The following is an 18,684-nucleotide window of genomic DNA, read 5'->3' as shown; positions in this document are numbered from 1 at the left end:
CCCACTACGTACGCTGCGCTACTCAGTCCCTGGCTTCATTCAACCTTCTTGGTCCTGAAAACCCAACTTTTTGAACACATATTAAAAGAGGTAGTTCAAAAAGTCGTCTTCCCAGGACGAAGCAGCTCAAGGAGTGGATTCGGCGTCGAATCTTGAATTCAGCCGGGCCTTCCGTTGCTCACGTACCCACTACGTACGCTGCGCTACTCAGTCCCTGGCTTCATTCAACCTTCTTGGTCCTGAAAACCCAACTTTTTGAACACATATTAAAAGGGGTAGTTCAAAAAGTCGTCTTCCCAGGACGAAGCAGCTCAAGGAGTGGATTCGGCGTCGAATCTTGAATTCAGCCGGGCCAAGCGTAGGCTTCCGTAGTATGTTTCCTTCAGAGGAGTTGCTCACGTACCTCAGCTTCTTTACGTAGATTACTGATCAATTGATACAGATATCTGTTCTTTATTTTTGAAATTCAGAAAGGTAGTTGATGACCTGTGGAATCCCTACATTTACTGATTCGTGAACTTGCGGAGCAAGCAAGCCTAATTACAGCTACGCTCAGCGGACGTCGCAAAGCAGGGGAGGACGATTATACCAAAGTGCAGATCAAGCCGGTTGAAATCAAGCGGCAATTGCATTATCAATTTGCTTACCACTATAACAATAAGGTGCTGCACCGCAATCTAACGGCAGAGGCTTATGCCGATGAGTTATACAGACTGTTGGCTGACGAATTTCGTCAGGGGCTGCTCTGTACAGCAGAGGTAGATTATCAGGTGCTCATTAGCAAGAAATTCAAGGTATCGATTTTGAAGAAGGCCCCTTCGCAAAAGGCACCCAATCAATTGTCGCATAATCGCAAGAAGCAATATGTGCTGGAGGAAGGCATGCCCGTCCCGTTCCTGGTCGAACTGGGGATTATGAATGCGGAAGGCAAGGTGCTAGCCAAGCGATACGACAAGTTTAAGCAAATTAATCGATTTCTGGAGATGGTCCAGGATGTTCTTCCTCATTTGCCGGAAGGGCGCCCGTTGACGATCGTTGATTTTGGCTGTGGCAAGTCATATCTAACATTTGCCCTATATCATTATCTGGCGGTTCAACAGCAGCGCAAGCTTCAAGTGGTTGGACTGGATTTGAAAAAAGAGGTTATCGAGCATTGCGGCGAACTGGCTCGCAAGCTGCAATATGACGATCTGCGATTCCTGGTTGGCGATATTGCCGACTATGACGAATTGAGCGCGGTAGACATGGTCGTTACCTTGCATGCTTGTGATACGGCAACCGACGCTGCCTTGGAGAAGGCGGTTCGCTGGAACGCTTCGGTCATTCTGTCCGTGCCTTGCTGTCAGCATGAATTATTTAATCAGGTGAATAATAAAGAGCTGGCTCCCCTGCTGGATCATGGAATATTGAAGGAACGCTTCTCGGCGCTGGCGACCGATGCCATTCGGGCCAAGCTGCTGGATGTGATGGGCTACAAGACGCAATTGCTAGAGTTTATTGACATGGAGCATACGCCCAAGAACATCCTGATTCGGGCTGTGAAGGCTTCGGGTGCTGATACGGCCGCATTGTGGTCGGAATATGAAGCATTTCGCCAATTTCTCGGTGCGGCTCCCTATCTGGAACGGGCTTGTCGTGACCTGCTCCCTCCCCCGCTTGTCCCGGCCAAAGGCTAACATCGAGGTATTCCCAGAGAGAGCCTCTGCCCGCCCAGTTGATGGCCTGTCGTAGGTTTGTCTTTGCCCAAGCCCGTGCAGAGAATAAACTGCTTCATTTCCGTGAATGAATGGTATGGTAAGGAGTCTCTTCGGGGTACTGGAACCTGCCCTGACGAAGAGTGAACACGGGCGGGGTGAAGTATTGAATAACACGAAGCGGATGAGCAGGCATAAAAAGAGCAGCAGTTTATACGGACTGGCCATTGCCTTAATCTTGACAGGGCTATTATGTGCGCTGTTTCAGGGGATGTTTACTGTGGATTCCTACGGTGGTCTGCTGCTGATTTCGAGCTGGCTGCTGGCGGGCGCAGGCGGTTGGTTTGTTGTGGGAGTGTATCATGCATCTTTCACTAATTTGCCTGTTTTGCACAGGAAAGCTGTCTGCCAGACTGATGCCAAGGGGGTACTATGGACTGAGGGATGGTTTGGATTCGTGGCAGGCCCCGTTGTATTGACCGGTCTGTATTTATTCCACTGGCTGAGGGCTGACCCTCTATCGATTCAGTCCACGGTAGAGGCCGTGCTGCATTGGTCTTTTGTGGCTGTATTTGGCATGGCCCTACACAGGCTTGGTCAGGCAGGCAAGGCGGGTCGTCGCTGGCTTGCGGCAGGGTGGCTGGTCACGGGGAGCCTGCTGGCGATTACGGCGCTTGCTTCTGTATATGGGGTGTTGCCGCTGCCAGGAGCCATATTGCGTACTCATGATTCGGCCGTGTCTGCAACCGGTGCCCGGCTTGGCGGGTTGTTGCAATACCCGAACACCTTTGGCGCAGTGATGGCGGTGTTTGCCCTTGAGCGGCTGATGCGGCTTACCCGTATGCGCCGCCGCGCCTTTATGCGCGAGGGCGGCTGGCAGGGACAATGGGCGGCCCTGCTCGCCCTGCTGTTCACCCTCTGCCTGCTGCTGAGCGAATCGCGCGGGGCGCTTGCTGCCGCGCTGCTCGGCTGGGCCGCAGGCTGTGCGCTGCTGCGCGGCGCCCGGCGCTGGCGCTACGCGTTGCACAGCGCGGCGATCCTCGCCGCCGCCACGCCCCTCGCGCGCCAGCTTGCTGCGGCACAGCTTGCGCCGTCGCCGCTGCCTGCGCTGCTGGCACTCGCCGCCGTGCTGGCGGCGCTGGCGCTCGCGCAGGGGCTCGCCGCGCGCTATGGGCCCCGGTGGGGCCCACGTCTGAAGCGCCGCCGCTATAGCTTGGCGGCGCTGGCGCTCGCCGCGTTGCTGCTCGGCGCGGCGCTGCTGCATGCCGCCGGGGCGGCGGGACAAGGTGTCTCCGGGCGGCTGCTCCGCCCGGAGACCGGATTCGCCCGCACGGCGATGTACGGCGATGCCGTGCTACTGCTCCGGCAGGCACCATGGCTTGGCCAGGGCGGGGATACCTGGCGCCACGCCTTCCGCAGCCTCCAAAGCACAGCGTATGTCGGCAGCGAGGTGCACAGCGGCTACCTTGACCTTGGCTTGGATATCGGACTTCCCGGGCTTGCGTTTGTTCTGCTGTGGTTATGCCGTCAGGGCGTTCAATTGAAGCGCCGCCGCAGCGTTATGCTGCCCTCCTATGTGGCCTTGCTCCTGCACAGTATCATCGACTTTGATATGAGCTATAGCTTAATTTGGCTGCTCCTGTTGTGGATGGCCGCGGATGCCGTCCGCCCCGGCACATTCATGATTTCGCCTGGACGAACGATGCGTCCTGCACTTTGTCTTGTTGTCGCCCTCTGTCTTATGCCGCTTGGCCTATCAGGCTTACGTCAGGCCGCAAGCCTGGTGCTATACCAGCATGCACTCAGCAAATTTGCGGCGATACCAGAAGTAACTGCCTCCAAGCTTACTGTCACCCTGGGACAAGCAGGAAGCCGTGAACCATTTCGTCAGACCGCAGTCTCTACCGGGGAGCGAGAGCTTTGGGCAGCTGCGGAGCTGCTGCAACAAGCTTTGGAGTTGACCCCTTATCGTAATCAAGCCCGCTTGGTTCTGGCTTCTTGGTCCGCTATGCCAGAGAAGATGTCTTTGCTGCGCGAAGGGCTGCGTTATGAATCAGCGGATGCCAGGCTGTGGCTGGCGCTTGGGCGTGCGTTGGCCGGGAGCAACCAAGCCGCTGCGGTTCCGGCAATGCGCGAAGCGGTGACTTGGGATCGATTCGACCGCAGGAGCCGGACAATGGCTTTACAGGAGTTGACGCAATTGGCGGAACGAATGCAAGAGCAAGGCCAAATGCAGGAAGCATTAATCGTAGCAAAGGGTGGCCTGGCGCTTTACAAGGATTATGCCAAACAAGCAGAGATGGCAGCTAGGCTGAACCACCCACGCAATGATCGGCAATTCTATCTGACGGACGAGGCGAAGGAATGGGGCTGGAAGCTGCAGGACATTTCGGGTTCCTTCTCTTGGAGTGATCATGACCGGCAAGTGCTGCGCTAGCTGCTAGGGATAGGTTAACCTCCGAACGCGGCGCGAAAGGCAGCCGATAGGCGCTGCTGGTCAACACCCCACAACTCAGCAAGCTCGGGGCTGACGGCTTCGTCCCACCAATCAGCGAGTAGCTTGCGATTGCTTATATTTTCCCCGATCCATAGCAGATTGCCGATAACCTTCTTATAGTATATGGTTTCGCCCTCCTTCAGCTTTTCTTCGGGAACGAACAGCCCCAGACGTTTGACCGTCCGGTAAAGCTCCTTGCTGCAGCTGCGACGAATTTTGCGTGGCGTAGGCAGTGAGTTGGAATTAGGTGATTTTGCAGGAAAGTTTGTCATGGCGGAAGCCCTCCTTTTCTGTCAGCATATGCAGGGGGTCTCAGGGGAGTCACCGCCTCACAGGCAAGTAGAATGCATGTCCGTGGCTGTGATAGAATAGACTGAGGTTATAGGGGTACTAGGTTATCTCTTTAAGTGCCTCTTAGAAAAGAAATGCTATGGGGAAAGAGGACGAAGCAGTGGAGTGGATATCGGGCATCATCAGCGTATTGTTGGAATGGGTTCAGCAGTTGGGGTATTTGGGTATTATGCTGGGTTTAATGATTGAGGTCATCCCCAGTGAAATCGTATTAGCTTACGGTGGCTACCTGGTACACCAAGGTCATATTCATTTTATCGGGGCGGTTATATTCGGGGTCATTGGCGGTGTGATTGCCCAACTGTTCATTTACTGGATTGGCCGCTATGGCGGCAGACCGATATTGGAGAAGTACGGAAAGTATATTTTAATTCAGAAAAAGCATATAGACGTCTCGGAAGCGTGGTTTCTGAAATACGGGTCAGGGGTCATCTTTACCGCCCGCTTTATCCCGGTGGCCCGGCACGCCATATCCATTCCCGCAGGAATGGCCAAAATGCCAGTGAGCCGATTCCTGGTATTGACGACGCTGGCTGTCATTCCGTGGTCGATCCTGTTCGTCTATTTAGGGATGCTGCTGGGTGAGCAATGGCAGCATGTGGATGAGAAGGCCGGTCCATACATTATGCCTATTTTACTGGGCGCGCTGGCGTTGTTAATTGTATATCTAATTGTGAAAACCTATAATCATCGTGCGAAGAAGGGCGCTTAATAACGCCTATTTGAAATCAGAAGGAGGAAGCGGAAAAAGGCAAGCCAGGCCCGCTGCGGTATGCTTGCTATTTCCGTGCTACAGCATGCTAAAAATAGAAACTTACTCTTTAGGACCTTTGCAGACTAATGCTTATTTGCTGCGGGGAGAAGACGAAGGCCGGGCTGTCATCATTGATCCGGGCATGAACCCGGGGCCTCTGCTGCGTAAAATTGAAGATTTGGACATTGAAGCGATCCTGCTAACACATGCCCATTTCGATCATATTGGGGGCGTGGAGGAGATTCGCCAGGCCAAGAAATGTCCGGTATACATTCATCCGCTGGAAAGCGATTGGCTGACTACGCCCAAGCTGAATGGATCATTGATGTGGCCGGAGGTGGGTCCGCCAATTTCGACAACAGCAGCGGAATTCGACCTGGCTGAGGGACAGAAGCTGCATTTGCTTGGTCATGATTTTACGGTATCTCATACACCGGGCCACTCGCCAGGCAGCGTCAGCTTTTTGTGTGGAAATGATTTGTTTTCGGGTGATGTTCTGTTTCGCCTGGGCGTGGGCCGAACCGACCTGCCAGGTGGCCGGGAAGTGGACCTGTACAACTCAATTAGAGGCAAGCTGTTTAAGTTAAGCGATGAGGTCAAGGTTTATCCGGGGCATGGGCCACGGACGACCATTGGCTATGAGCGGGCAAATAACCCGTATGTGTCTATACAGAGGTAATTTAAAAAGTCAGGTTTTGATCATGAAACGGCTTCCGGGAGCGGATTCGACGTCGAATCTTGAACTCACCCGGTCCAAGCATAGGCTTCCGTAGTATGTTTCTTGCAGAAACATTTGAGATGCCCACGTACCCATTGCTTCCGAAGTCGTTTTCTCCGAAAACGTGCAGCTTTAAATAAAAACCTGTGAAAAATTCTTAGAATGTTGATGTAGGAATCCAAAAAAAATATTCATTTTTAGTGGGGGTGCGATTTTTTGAAGAAAAGCCTTCGACCTGTTGGGTATGGTATCCTGATTGTTATACTTGCTATATTAATTATTAATTTTTTTAATTCCACGGAAATAAAGAATCGTATGTTCCCTAATACAACGTTTGAAAAAGAAGTTATTGAGAAGATTGAAAATAAGGAAATCTCTTCTTTGGTGTTAATGGAATGGGCTGGAAACGAGGATATAGTTATCTTAAAGAATAGGACGGATATAGATTATATTCTGGATTCTTTAGCTCCTTTAAAGTTAAAAAAAGTGAGTAAACTCCCCGATACTTCTAAAGAAACTTATTATATTATCATTAAGGATCAGGGGAAAAATTTATTCTCATTTAGTCTATATGGTTCAAAGTATATGTTCATTACTAATTTTGAAAACAATTCTATTCAACAATATGAAATAGAAAATGATGTTGATATCAACAAAATCAAGAATTTTTTTGGAAATGCTATTCTTCATTAAAGGGGCAGCCAACAATACACGTAAAAGAACGAGAGAGCTAAGGATTTACTACCCCTCAGTTCTTTCGTATCCAACCTTCTTGGTGCTGAAAAGCTGACTTTTTAAATCGCATAAATAAGACAAAATCTACGAAAAAGTGCAAAATGAGTGGACAAAAGTGCAAGCCTCTGATAGGATGTACATATTAAATCATTGTAACCTTTGCGAAGCACGCAAGCTGTGGACCTGATCCCGGTTTGCGTTCTTTTTATTTTCAGTTAATAGGACGTTGCTGGAATCTGACTAAATGCCTTGACCGGACTCCCTTACTTTTAGTAGGATGATATAAAGCAGCAAGCAACACAGGTTTTCAGCTTTTTTTTCAAAATACACATATCAGGGAGGTAGACGATGCTTCATTTGGGAGAGAAGATTGTGATCGTCGGCGATGCTTTTGAGCAGAATCTTCCTGTTGGGGAATATGGCTACGTAATTGCTTATGACCGCAATCCGGATAACGCATTTGATTATGTGATCCGCTCGCCGAAGACGGGGCGCAATTATTTTGTTCCGCAGAGTGATGTAGAATCCGAAGAGCGGCTAATCGAGCAGGAAGTAGAGCGCACAACGCAGGAAGCCTTGATCGATTACGCGTTAGCTACGCATAATGAGAAGCTGTTCCATCATATTTTGAATGGCGAAGGCAACGAGGCAAATGCGCAAGAGGAACCAACAAAGGAAGCAATGTCCCAAGCAGAATTCATCAAGCAGGTGAATTTGCGGGCGTGGATATAGGAAGGGGCCGGTTCAACCGGCTCTTTTTCTTTTTTTAGAGGTAATTTCAAAAGTCGGATTTTGATCACGAAGCGGCTTACGGGAAGCGGACTCAACGTCGAATCTTGAGCTCACCCGGTCCTGGCGTATGCTTCCGTAGGATGTTTCTTGCAGAAACATTTGAGATGCTCACGTACCCATTGCTCCCGAAGTCGTTTTCTCCGAAAACGTGTAGCTCCGCTTCTCAGCCCATGGCTTCATTCAACTCAAGCGTTTTGAAGAAACGCACATCGGAAGCATAAGCTTTGGTGCTGAAAAGCTAACTTTTAAAACTTCTATTTGGAATTAAAACAAACGTGGGGTGTTGGCGTGGTCCTTTCGGGAGCCCCTCAGCGCGGGATATACCTGTAACGGGAAATCCTCATGCTAATTCTCCTATATTTCACCAAATATAACATATAACAGGAAATCCTCATGTTAATTTTGGGCTTTTCCCAAAAAATTGAACATTTCATAATGATTAGCAGGAGGAAATCCATATAATCCCCGATTTCTGGCGGATTTAAGCTATTTAACGGGAGTTTTTCCCTATAATAAGAAGAGGAATCCCCGAATAGAACCTGGAAACCAGCAGTATTCAGCGAATTTTTGGATACGCGTAATGCGCCTCATAAGTCTTGCTAACGATCAACCGCTAATTTATATATTGCTCCTTTATTTGAAAGGGTAATTTAAAAAGTCAGCTTTTGATCACGAAGCGGTTTCCGGGAGCGGACTCGACGTCGAATCTTGAACTCACCCGGTCCTGGCGTATGCTTCCGTAGGATGTTTCTTGCAGAAACATTTGAGATGCTCACGTACCCATTGCTCCCGAAGTCGTTTTCTCCGAAAATGTGTAGCTCCGCTTCTCAGCCCCTGGCTTAACGGATTGAATTGCATCGGAAACTAAAATATAATTTTAATCAATTACACCCGCATGGTAGAATGGACGAATCATGCATGATTGATAAGGAGGGCAACAACGTGAGTATCCAGACCAAGGATGTGGAGCATGTGGCCAAGCTGGCCCGTTTGCATTTGACAGAAGCGGAACGCGATATGTTTACGGAGCAACTGAACGCGATTCTTAAGTATGCCGACAAGCTGAATGAGTTGGACACGGACGCAATTGCGCCAACAACGCATGTGCTGCATCTGAGCAACGTAATGCGTGAGGACGAAGTCCAGGACAGTTTGCCGCAAGAGAAGGTATTTCGCAATGCACCGGATGAAGAGGATGGGCAGTTCAAGGTTCCGGCTGTACTGGAATAGCTGCTATATAAAAAGTAGTTTGAACATGCAATGTGAGTGGAATCAGCCTAAGATGTGATAAATGAAGGAGGAAGCCGATTTGGCGCTTTTCGATTTGCGTTTGCAGGAGATACATAATCAGCTTCATAATAAGAAGCTGTCTGTATCCGAACTCGTTGGTGAAGCCTTTGCCAACATTCGGGAGTACGATGGAAAGATCGGCGCTTATTTGGCGCTCAACGAAGAAGGAGCCGAGGCCGAGGCTGCCCGCCTGGATCAGAAGCTGGCGTCCGGGGAAGAGCTGGGCTTGCTGTTTGGCTTACCGGTGGGCATTAAGGATAATATGGTAACTGAAGGCTTGCTGACGACCTGTGGCAGTCAGTTCCTGAAGAACTATGATCCTATTTATGATGCTACGGTGGTTAGCAAGCTGAAGGAAGCCGACACAGTTACCATTGGCAAGCTGAACATGGACGAGTTCGCCATGGGTGGCTCGAACGAGAACTCCAGCTTTCATCCTGTACGTAACCCATGGGATTTGAATCGGGTGCCGGGAGGCTCCAGCGGAGGATCGGCAGCAGCCGTTGCTGCGGGTGAGGCTTTCTTTGCCCTGGGTTCGGATACGGGGGGCTCGATCCGCCAGCCGGCTTCTTATTGTGGTGTGGTTGGACTGAAGCCCACTTATGGACGAATCTCTCGTTATGGCCTGGTGGCTTTTGCTTCATCACTTGATCAGATCGGACCTATTACCAAAAATGTCGAGGATGCTGCTTACGTGCTGCAAGCTATCGCTGGTCATGATCCGAAGGATTCCACTTCGGCCAACGTAGCGGTTCCTGATTATTTGAGTGCGTTAACCGGCGATATAAAGGGTCTGCGTATTGCTGTGCCAAAGGAGTATCTGGATGGGATTGACCCGCAAGTGAAGGCCTCTATTCTGGAGGCGCTTAGCGTGCTTGAGAGCCTGGGCGCCGTATGGGAAGAAGTATCACTGCCCCACACGGAATATGCCGTGGCCACTTACTATTTGCTGGCTTCTTCGGAGGCCTCGTCCAATCTGTCGCGGTTTGACGGAGTTCGTTACGGCGTTCGTGCCGATCATGCCGGCAGCTTGCTCGATTTGTATTATGATTCGCGCAGCCAGGGGTTTGGCCCGGAGGTCAAACGCCGGATTATGCTCGGTACCTATGCGCTTAGCTCCGGGTATTACGATGCCTACTATTTGAAGGCCCAGAAGGTCAGAACGCTGATCAAACAAGATTTCGATCAGACCTTTGCAAATTATGATGTCATCGTGGGTCCTACGGCCCCGACTACTGCTTTTGAGCTTGGCTCTCAGGTAGATGATCCTTTGACGATGTATCTGAACGATATTTTGACGATCCCGGTGAGCTTGGCGGGAATTCCTGCCTTGAGCATACCTTGCGGCTTTGCGGACGGGCTTCCCATCGGACTGCAAATTATCGGAAAAGCCTTTGACGAAAGTACGATTCTCCGCGTGGCGCATGCCTTTGAAGCCCATACGGATCATCATAAGCAACGTCCCATGTTCTAATGTGGTGAACCCATCACTGGTGAGCGGACGCATGGATTAATCAAAAGTTGCAGGAGGATAGGCCATGTCAACATCCAAATATGAAACGGTCGTCGGGCTTGAGGTACACGTAGAGCTGCATACGAACACGAAGATTTTTTGCGGCTGCTCCACGGAATTTGGCGCTCCGCCAAATTCACATACTTGTCCGGTGTGCCTGGGGCATCCCGGCGTGCTTCCGGTACTGAACCGTCAAGCTGTCGACTACGCTATGAAAGCCGCTATGGCACTGAATTGCGAGATCGGCGATGTAAGTAAATTTGACCGTAAAAATTATTTCTATCCCGATTCGCCGAAGGCTTATCAGATTTCCCAGTATGATCAGCCCATCGGTCTGAACGGTTATATTGATATCGAAGTAGACGGGAAGACGAAACGCATCGGCATTACTCGCCTTCATCTGGAGGAGGATGCCGGGAAGCTGACTCACGTGGATGGCGGGTTTGCTTCACTAGTTGACTTTAACCGTGTGGGTACTCCGCTGGTGGAAATTGTATCCGAGCCTGAAATATCGTCTCCGGAGGAGGCTCGGGCTTATCTGGAGAAGCTGCGGGCTATTATGCAATATTGCGAGGTTTCCGATGTGAAAATGGAGGAGGGCTCGATGCGTTGTGATGCCAACATCAGCTTGCGTCCATGGGGACAACCAGAATTCGGTACTCGCGCAGAATTGAAGAATATGAACTCCTTCCGTGGTGTGGTGCGTGGACTGGAATATGAGCAATACCGTCAAGCGGAAATCCTTGATGCCGGTGGTGAAGTTGTTCAGGAGACACGTCGCTGGGACGAATCTCAAGGAAAGACGTTCTCCATGCGTGGCAAGGAAGAAGCGCATGACTACCGTTACTTCCCTGACCCGGATTTGGTCACATTGCATATTGACCAGGCTTGGAAAGATCGGGTCCGGGCATCCATTCCGGAGCTTCCGGATGCGCGTAAAGCGCGTTATACCTCCGAATACGGCTTACCCGAACATGATGCCGGTGTGATCACTTCTTCCAAGGCATTAGCTGACTTGTTCGAAAGCAGTCTGGATTATACGAAGGATGCCAAGGCTGTCGCTAACTGGATTATGGGAGACTTGCTGGGCTATTTGAATAGCAATTCCCTGGAATTGTCCGATGTGTCGCTGACAGGTCAGGGACTTGGTGAAATGATTGGTTTATTGGATAAAGGCACGATCAGCTCCAAAATTGCCAAGACTGTATTCAAGGAGATGCTGCAAAGCGGCAAGCTGCCACAGCAGATCGTAGAGGAACAAGGACTTGTTCAAATCAGCGATGAGGGTGCGATTCTTGCTATCGTTCAGGAGGTTATTGCGAATAACCCGGCTTCTGTCGAGGATTATAAAGCAGGCAAGGAGAAGGCTATCGGCTTTCTAGTGGGACAAGTCATGAAACAAAGCAAGGGCAAAGCCAACCCGGGATTGGTGAACAAGCTGTTGGTGGATGTGCTGAAGGGCTAGCTAACTGTCCCATGGGGATAACATATCTTTTACGTGAGAGCAGGGGGAACGTCCATGATCGTGAAGCTGCCGCTAGAGGATGCGGATTTCGTCGAGCAATTGTGGAGTTTGCAGCATCAAGCCTATCGGCTTGAAGCAGAGGCGGTGGGCCTGATTGAGGTTCCGCCCCTCACGGATACCTTTGATTCTATCCGCTCTGGCGGTGATGTTTTTTACGGTGAAGTAGAACAGGACGGAGAACTGCAGGGGGCTATCGCGGTACGCAGCGAGATTCCTGGCGAACTGCTCATTACACGCCTGATGGTGCAGCCTGCTCATTTGCGCCAAGGTATAGGCAGTTCGTTGCTGCGGCATGTATTGGCTATATATGAAGATATCCGCATCTTCAAGGTAACAGCCAGTTCGCTGAACGAACCGGCGACCAGGCTGTATCGCGACTTTGGCTTCGAGCCAATTCAGACATTCAACTCGGCTGCAGGTGTGGAGTTAACGCTGTTTTACTTGAAGGGCTAGTATATCCTATAGGCACGTCCTTGGCATGATGCTTCGTGCCAGGGACGTGCTTTCTTGTTAGGGCTGCGGTGTGGCAGGGTCCAGTTCCTTCCACGTTACAGCATAAAGTAGAATGGGTTATGATATTGAATAGAAGAGACGGTGGAACAAGTAGTAGAAGGGAGTGAGAACCATGAAGCCGGATATGCTGTCGCCCCATCAGGACAGGGGGCTGATCCGGGCCAAGGGCTTTGCGCCAAGACGACGTAAGCGCAAAGCCGTCGCCTGCTTGCTGTCCGCTCTATTCCCTGGACTTGGACATTTATATTTACGCCTGTTTATACGGGGACTATCGATGATTTATTTTGTATTGATTGATGTCTCGGCGATGATTTATTTCTCTTCCGTTCGGTCTGTAATGAATGTACCCTTGCTTGTTCTCCTCGGCCTGTTAATTCCGGCTGTTTATTTCTTTAGCGTGTACGATGTGCTGCAATCCACGGATGCCATCAATGCGAGATTCAGGAGAGATCCGGACAAGAATAACGAAGAATTGGGTGGAGCAAGAGAAGGCTCGACATACAAGCAAGGGATACGGGCCAGCGTACTGCTGATCAGTGGAGGCGTGGTCCTGTTTGTCATTCAACAGAAGCCGCTGTGGCTTGAACAAATCGTGCAATTTTACAGCGTTTATGTGGTAGCTGGAGCCATGCTGATTACGGCATTGCTGTGGGTATTGCGCGAAGTTAGACGCAGATATTCGCGTACCGGTCGGTTTACGGCGGCCATGCTGCTGCTGGGAGTGGCCTGGCTTATGGTCCGCGATGCCTGGTCAGGTCAGGATCATATGATGCTGCTCTTGACCTGGTGGCCTATGGTATTTATCTGTTGGGGGATTGAACACCTGCTGATTATGATACGAAATTATATGAGACAATCGGGAGTTAGGTATCGGGTGAGGGTTGATGTTAAAGGTCTGCTCTTATCCATGTTCATTGTGTTCTCTGTGTTTGCTGTCAGTGAGCAGGAGCAATATATGCATCTGTGGAACCGGGTCAGTCTTGATCTCACATCCGCAGGCGCAGAGTATAGCACAGCCGAAGGCTACCGTGTGGAGAAGCCGCAAATGGATATCCCGATTGATCTGGATACGGACCGGATTGTCATTAACGGCATCAACGGTGATATCGAGGTGCGTAAAGCGGAAGTCGAGCAGGTCATCGTTCGTTATACCGTATGGATTGACCAGCTTGAATCGGAGGAGGCACGTAAAATTGCCGCGGTGACTTCCGTAGAGGTAGATGAAGGGAAATCACTGGGCCTGTCGGTCAAGACTAAGGCTTACGGAGAATCCGGACGGCGCCAGCCCCGGGTCGATCTGACGGTCATCTTGCCAGCCTATAGGTTTCTGGACTTGAATATTACCACCACCAGCGGCAAAATTGCCTTGACCGGCGTGCAGGCTATGAGGCAGATTGAACTGCAAACAGGGAATGGTGATCTGCGGTTGTGGAATGTGGTTGGGGATGTATCGGCCAAGACGCTCAACGGCAACGCAGAACTATATCGCATCTTTGGCGATGTCGAGGTGGATACTCAAGGCGGCAATGTAAAGGGGAGAGGGATTACAGGAAAAGCCTCTTTATCAACGCTGGTAGGGGATATTACCTTAACCGAAGCCCAGGATGATATCCAGGTCAAAACCAAAAACGGGAATATTCGCATTGATAGCGTTCCAGCGGGTCTCCAGGCCGAATCGTTGAACGGTAAAATCTCCATTTCCACCGGACATGTCGGGGGGATGTGGGAGGTATACAGCGCGGTTGGCGAACTGCGCATCGATTTGCCGGAGGATGGCAATTATACGCTCAAAGGCTCCAGCGGATATGGAGATATTTTTACCGAGTTTCCTTTTGTTATCGAGAATAAGGAGATTTATGGCTTGTCAGGCAACGGGGAGTTTTTGCTGAAGATAGACGGCAACAGCAGCTTATATGTGAATAAAAGCTGAACAGATGGTTTGACAGGCACATTTGGTGGATCACGTCAGTTTATACTGCGTTGACAAAATATTTATTTGAAACGTACAATATGCTTACAGACTCCTAACTTTGCATAACTATTAATTAAGAATGAGCTTATTAAAGGCGGTGGATTTCATGACAACGCGCGTACAACATGCATTGGACCAATTGAAAAGCAACGGTGTCCGCATTACGCCGCAGCGTCACGCCATACTTGCATATCTCATGGAATCGATGAGCCATCCGACGGCAGATGAAATATACCGTTCGCTGGAGCCCCGTTTCCCCAATATGAGCGTGGCTACGGTGTATAACAATTTGAAGATGCTGATTGAGGCTGGCATGGTACAGGAACTGAGCTACGGGGATAACTCCAGTCGCTTTGATGCCGATGTATCCAATCACTATCATATTATTTGCGAGAAATGTGGTAAAATTGAGGATTTTATGTATCCGTCTCTGGAGCACGTGGAGCGTGCGGCAGAAGAGGTGACCGGCTTTGAAATTCACGGGCATCGTTTGGAGCTGCATGGGATTTGTCGCCATTGCCGGGCCCAACATTAACGGATTTCGGTGTTGTGTATGTGGACAACGTGGAGAATTCCTTCGGGAACTCTTCACGTTTTTTTATTTTGGTTAACTTTTCACGGTGGTTATTAGTTATTATGAAGAGAGGGACTTTAGTAGTGGAGGTATTGATTTGAAGAGTAGAAGAAGCACTTATCGTAGAAAACGACGCGCTCGAGGCAAGGCAAGTATTTTTTTTGGTCTCATTCTTCTCATAGGTGGATTGTATTGGGCCTCAGTCGTGTTGCTCCCCAATCGGGAACACGTGGACCCGGAATGGCTGGGAACGGTGAATAAGCCGATATTTGCGGAGGGCGAACGGCTCGAAGGATCGGCGCTGGGAGAGGGAGATAGCTTGAAGCTTCCACTTCCTGTAATTCAATCCGTCGTTGATTCCACGATCCGGTATGAGGAAGAGACGGGGTCCGTTATTTTAACAACACCTCAAAAGCTGGTGTTCCTCAAGACCGATGAGAAGGTGGCCCAAATAAACAATAAGCCTACTCCGCTACGTTTTGCCCCTGAGGAGCAGGATGGTGTGATATATTTACCAGCCTATTTGCTGGAGACTTTATACGGAACCGAAGTTCGGGAGGATGAACTATCAGGAGCTGTTCTGCTGGTTCCAGCCGGGGACAGCGTTCAGACGGCCAAAGTAATTAGTACCTCCCGCAAGCAAGATGGTACGATTCCTTTGCGTACCGGACCAAGCATACACGAACCGATCTTGGTCGATATGCTGCCAGGCACAGAATTGCGTCTGTTAGAATCGGGCGAGGACTGGCATTATGTTCAAATAAACAACGGATACACCGGATATGTACAGCACAAAAATGTGCAGGTGGGGGAGGAGAGAATCGTTCCCGAACTGGAGCTTGAATTGTCCGATGCCAAGAGGAAGTGGGAGGCCAAGACGATTAATATGACGTGGGAGGCGGTCTATCAGGTTGCGCCAAAGCCTGCGTCCATAGGCAAGCTGCCGGGGGTTAATGTTGTCAGCCCTACCTGGTTCTCACTGGTGGACGGGAAGGGGAATGTACAGAGCAAAGCAGACCGGGCCTATGTTAAGTGGGCACATGGGCAAGGCATGCAGGTGTGGGGATTGTTCAGCAACAGCTTTGAGCCTGATATCACCACGGAAGCATTGGCGAATTTCGAGAATCGCTTGAATACGATTTTGCAAATGCTGCATTTTGCCAAGCTATACGACCTGGACGGCATTAACATCGACTATGAAAATGTATATACCAAAGATGGTGACAACCTGACACAGTTTATGCGCGAGTTGCGTCCATTGGCTGATGAGCAGGGTTTAATCGTATCCATCGATGTTACACCCAAGTCGAATAGTGAGATGTGGTCGGCTTTCCTGGACCGCAAAGCGTTGGGACAGGTTGTGGATTACCTGGTGCTAATGGCATATGATGAGCATTGGGCAGCCAGTCCTGTAGCGGGCTCGGTATCCTCCCTTCCCTGGGTGCAGCAGTCGGTCAGCCGGATTCTGAATGAGGATGGCGTACCGCCGGAGAAGATGATTCTTGGCATTCCGCTGTACACTCGTGTTTGGACGGAAGTAGAGAAGGATGGCAAGATTGAGGTCAGTTCCAAAGCCATCGGCATGGATCGGGCAAAGCTTATTATAGAAGAGAAGAAATTGAAGCCTGTGTTTGTTGAGGAAGTAGGGCAAAATTATGTGGAATACAAGGATCAGGATGGGCGTCACCGTATTTGGCTGGAGGATGCGGAATCTTTGAAGCGACGCGTTGAGTTGGCCAAATCACTTGATCTTGCCGGCATAGCGACCTGGACCCGGAGCTTTGCTTCGGCTGAAGCATGGAGTACGCTGCAACAAATTAGCGAGTAGCTATCATATATGAAATCAAGTAAAAACGGACTTCCGAAACTGATCGGAGGTCCGCTTTTTGCTAAAGAGCTAGCCTTTACTTGCTATGCCGGCCGCTTGCTTTTGCTCTAATTCATCCGCGGTAACTGTGGCTTGCGCAGGGTCCAGGGTCAGGATTGTCTTACAGAACATACAACGGTCTGTTTTGCCCAGCATTTTGGTGAGCTTGTGGCATTCGGGGCATTGCAGTTGTACGGCAGAAGTGGATAGCATTCCGGCCCAAAAGTAAATAGCCAAGCTCCCCAGCATAGCGATGAGTCCAATGACCAATCCGATGGCTGCCACGATTTTACCGGCTTGCCCCCAGAATACGATGCCTGCGGTGCCTAGCACCATCAAACCCATGCCGCACATGGTCAACAATAAGCCCCATAAACGAAATTCGCTAATTTTACTCGATTTAAAGAACATGGTTAACCTCGCTTCATCAAGGATTTACAAGAACGTCTGCTCTGACTTTTTCAAAACCTGTGCAAAAACGAGAAGGAAACTTTGATTAGGTATAGAACTATATTATAACGAATCGGCAGGAATACGCCAAGCTGGGAGGAACCACGTGGAACCTACTATTTTTCCAATCATGGATGAAGAAAAGGCTGGCCGCCAAGCGATCGGAGCAATCGGATATCGCCTTGATGAGGGAGGGCCTCACGACTCGCTGCTACATGATTTTGAATTTCTTATTATGGTTGTGCATCATGAACTGAATGAATCGGACCCGAGGATGGAGCATTGCTTAAGCGGAAAGACGCATTATCAATTGCTGCACGTCGCCATGACAGATATCGAACACTGGGTTGTGACCGGAGAACAGCGTGATTATATCCAATATTTCATGCAGGGAGAGGTCATTTGGGATATCAATGGGGCATTATCAACCTTCCGTTCAACCATGAGCACATTCAATGGCCCCATACAGGAAAAGCGCAAATTGAAGGAGTTTGCCAAGTTCCTTAAGGCATACGTGGAAGCCAAGCGCTATGTTGCCGACAAGGACTCACTGGATGCATACTACTGTCTGCTGGAGGCTCTTAAGCATTATGCCAAGATTGAGTTGATCGAGCAGGGGGTTCTGCCAGAGAGCAGTGTCTGGGAGCAGGTGAGACCTCTTAATTCGGTAGTGTACAAGCTGTTTGATGAACTTGCCGATAATACGGAAACCTTAGAGCAGCGAATTCAGTTGATTTTGTTAGCCTGTGAATTCGGGTTAACAAGCAAAATGGCGGATTGCTGCACGTTGCTCCTGCGGATATTGGGCAGCCGGAAGGAAGCGTGGAGTGTGCAAGAACTCCTAAGGGTGCCCGAGCTGGAGCATATTCAGGATGAGCTTCCCTTAGTACTCCGCAAGCTGGTGTATCGTTCTTTGGCCCAGGAATTTTCGAAAAGTCTAAAGGAAGGGAATGGCGATAGCCGGGAGCTTCGATACCGGGTGTAATAAGGCATGTACAAGGTTTATGTCGATTGCTGCAAATTCAGGTTGACTCCTGTAATGAATCTGTGGTAAATTAAATCTCGCCCCTAAAAAGGCAATATAGTCTAGGAAGCTTGGGCTAACGCCATGAAGAAATAACTTCAAAAAAACTTCTTGACTGAAACAGATTAAATGTGATATATTATAAAGGTCGCTGCTGAAACAACATAATGCAGTGAACGATGGTGAAATCGGGTTCGACGGAAGTTGAATTGGATCGCATCTGAAGCGAGTTTGATCTTTGAAAACTGAACAACGAGTGAGTAAGAAATAAGAGAACGAAAGTTCTCGTCAGCAAGTTTACATGAGCAAGTCAAACAATACCTTTATTGGAGAGTTTGATCCTGGCTCAGGACGAACGCTGGCGGCGTGCCTAATACATGCAAGTCGAGCGGAGTGATTGGGGAGCTTGCTCCCG

At 49.8% G+C, this 18,684-nt stretch carries 16 protein-coding genes and 1 rRNA gene; 15 read left to right on the top strand and 2 right to left on the bottom strand.

Annotated features, from left to right (window positions below):
- Positions 1-488: 488 nt before the first annotated feature.
- Both C557_RS0122310 and C557_RS0122305 read left to right on the top strand, forming a co-directional pair.
- Positions 489-1,676 (top strand): class I SAM-dependent methyltransferase, encoded by a 1,188-nt coding sequence (locus C557_RS0122310; protein ID WP_018754069.1) that lies wholly within the window; start codon positions 489-491, stop codon positions 1,674-1,676.
- A 184-nt stretch (positions 1,677-1,860) separates the two neighbouring features.
- Positions 1,861-4,131, top strand: a complete 2,271-nt coding sequence (locus tag C557_RS0122305) for an O-antigen ligase family protein (protein ID WP_018754068.1) — start codon at positions 1,861-1,863, stop codon at positions 4,129-4,131.
- A 14-nt stretch (positions 4,132-4,145) separates the two neighbouring features.
- Here the strand turns inward: C557_RS0122305 and C557_RS0122300 are convergent, their stop codons facing one another.
- Positions 4,146-4,463, bottom strand: a complete 318-nt coding sequence (locus C557_RS0122300; RefSeq protein WP_018754067.1) for a hypothetical protein — start codon at positions 4,461-4,463, stop codon at positions 4,146-4,148.
- Positions 4,464-4,642: 179 nt separating this feature from the next.
- On the opposite strand from C557_RS0122300, the gene uptA reads away from it, so the two are divergent.
- The 11 genes from uptA to C557_RS0122245 all read left to right on the top strand — a co-directional run bounded on the left by uptA (position 4,643) and on the right by C557_RS0122245 (position 16,756).
- The gene (uptA, locus tag C557_RS0122295) at positions 4,643-5,254 is read left to right on the top strand and encodes an undecaprenyl phosphate transporter UptA (protein WP_026263634.1); all 612 of its coding nucleotides are present in this window, start codon (positions 4,643-4,645) and stop codon (positions 5,252-5,254) included.
- 85 nt (positions 5,255-5,339) lie between these two features.
- Positions 5,340-5,975 carry an MBL fold metallo-hydrolase gene (locus C557_RS0122290; protein WP_026263633.1) on the top strand — a complete coding sequence of 212 codons (636 nt, stop codon included), beginning with the start codon at positions 5,340-5,342 and terminating at the stop codon, positions 5,973-5,975.
- 255 nt (positions 5,976-6,230) lie between these two features.
- Positions 6,231-6,707, top strand: a complete 477-nt coding sequence (locus C557_RS0122285) for a hypothetical protein (RefSeq protein ID WP_018754064.1) — start codon at positions 6,231-6,233, stop codon at positions 6,705-6,707.
- A gap of 390 nt (positions 6,708-7,097) precedes the next feature.
- Positions 7,098-7,481 carry a hypothetical protein gene (locus C557_RS0122280; protein ID WP_018754063.1) on the top strand — a complete coding sequence of 128 codons (384 nt, stop codon included), beginning with the start codon at positions 7,098-7,100 and terminating at the stop codon, positions 7,479-7,481.
- A gap of 1,002 nt (positions 7,482-8,483) precedes the next feature.
- Positions 8,484-8,771, top strand: coding sequence for an Asp-tRNA(Asn)/Glu-tRNA(Gln) amidotransferase subunit GatC (gatC, locus tag C557_RS0122275; protein WP_018754062.1), 288 nt, complete (start codon positions 8,484-8,486; stop codon positions 8,769-8,771).
- A 79-nt stretch (positions 8,772-8,850) separates the two neighbouring features.
- The gene (gene gatA / locus C557_RS0122270; RefSeq protein ID WP_026263632.1) at positions 8,851-10,305 is read left to right on the top strand and encodes an Asp-tRNA(Asn)/Glu-tRNA(Gln) amidotransferase subunit GatA; all 1,455 of its coding nucleotides are present in this window, start codon (positions 8,851-8,853) and stop codon (positions 10,303-10,305) included.
- Between the two features lie 64 nt (positions 10,306-10,369).
- Positions 10,370-11,809 (top strand): Asp-tRNA(Asn)/Glu-tRNA(Gln) amidotransferase subunit GatB, encoded by a 1,440-nt coding sequence (gene gatB / locus C557_RS0122265; protein WP_018754060.1) that lies wholly within the window; start codon positions 10,370-10,372, stop codon positions 11,807-11,809.
- Between the two features lie 54 nt (positions 11,810-11,863).
- Positions 11,864-12,322 (top strand): GNAT family N-acetyltransferase, encoded by a 459-nt coding sequence (locus tag C557_RS0122260; RefSeq protein ID WP_018754059.1) that lies wholly within the window; start codon positions 11,864-11,866, stop codon positions 12,320-12,322.
- A gap of 172 nt (positions 12,323-12,494) precedes the next feature.
- Positions 12,495-14,312 (top strand): DUF4097 family beta strand repeat-containing protein, encoded by a 1,818-nt coding sequence (locus tag C557_RS23960; RefSeq protein ID WP_018754058.1) that lies wholly within the window; start codon positions 12,495-12,497, stop codon positions 14,310-14,312.
- A gap of 148 nt (positions 14,313-14,460) precedes the next feature.
- Complete coding sequence (locus tag C557_RS0122250; protein WP_018754057.1) at positions 14,461-14,889, top strand: Fur family transcriptional regulator; 429 nt, start codon at positions 14,461-14,463, stop codon at positions 14,887-14,889.
- 136 nt (positions 14,890-15,025) lie between these two features.
- Positions 15,026-16,756 carry a glycosyl hydrolase family 18 protein gene (locus C557_RS0122245; protein ID WP_154656319.1) on the top strand — a complete coding sequence of 577 codons (1,731 nt, stop codon included), beginning with the start codon at positions 15,026-15,028 and terminating at the stop codon, positions 16,754-16,756.
- Positions 16,757-16,825: 69 nt separating this feature from the next.
- Here C557_RS0122245 and C557_RS0122240 read toward each other — a convergent pair whose 3' ends face one another.
- Positions 16,826-17,206: a YgzB family protein gene (locus C557_RS0122240; RefSeq protein ID WP_018754055.1), complete on the bottom strand. Its 381-nt coding sequence runs from the start codon at positions 17,204-17,206 to the stop codon at positions 16,826-16,828.
- Between the two features lie 145 nt (positions 17,207-17,351).
- On the opposite strand from C557_RS0122240, the gene C557_RS0122235 reads away from it, so the two are divergent.
- On the top strand, positions 17,352-18,230 hold the full coding sequence (locus C557_RS0122235) for a nucleotidyltransferase-like protein (protein WP_018754054.1): 879 nt from the start codon (positions 17,352-17,354) through the stop codon (positions 18,228-18,230).
- A 362-nt stretch (positions 18,231-18,592) separates the two neighbouring features.
- Positions 18,593-18,684: ribosomal RNA gene (locus C557_RS0122230) — 16S ribosomal RNA — on the top strand; the annotation flags it as partial.

This window comes from Paenibacillus sanguinis 2301083 = DSM 16941 (assembly GCF_000374825.1).
GTDB classification, from domain to species: Bacteria; Bacillota; Bacilli; order Paenibacillales; family Paenibacillaceae; genus Fontibacillus; species Fontibacillus sanguinis.
Note: the sequence above shows the minus strand (reverse complement) of the source record. Positions and strands in the feature narration are given on the sequence as shown.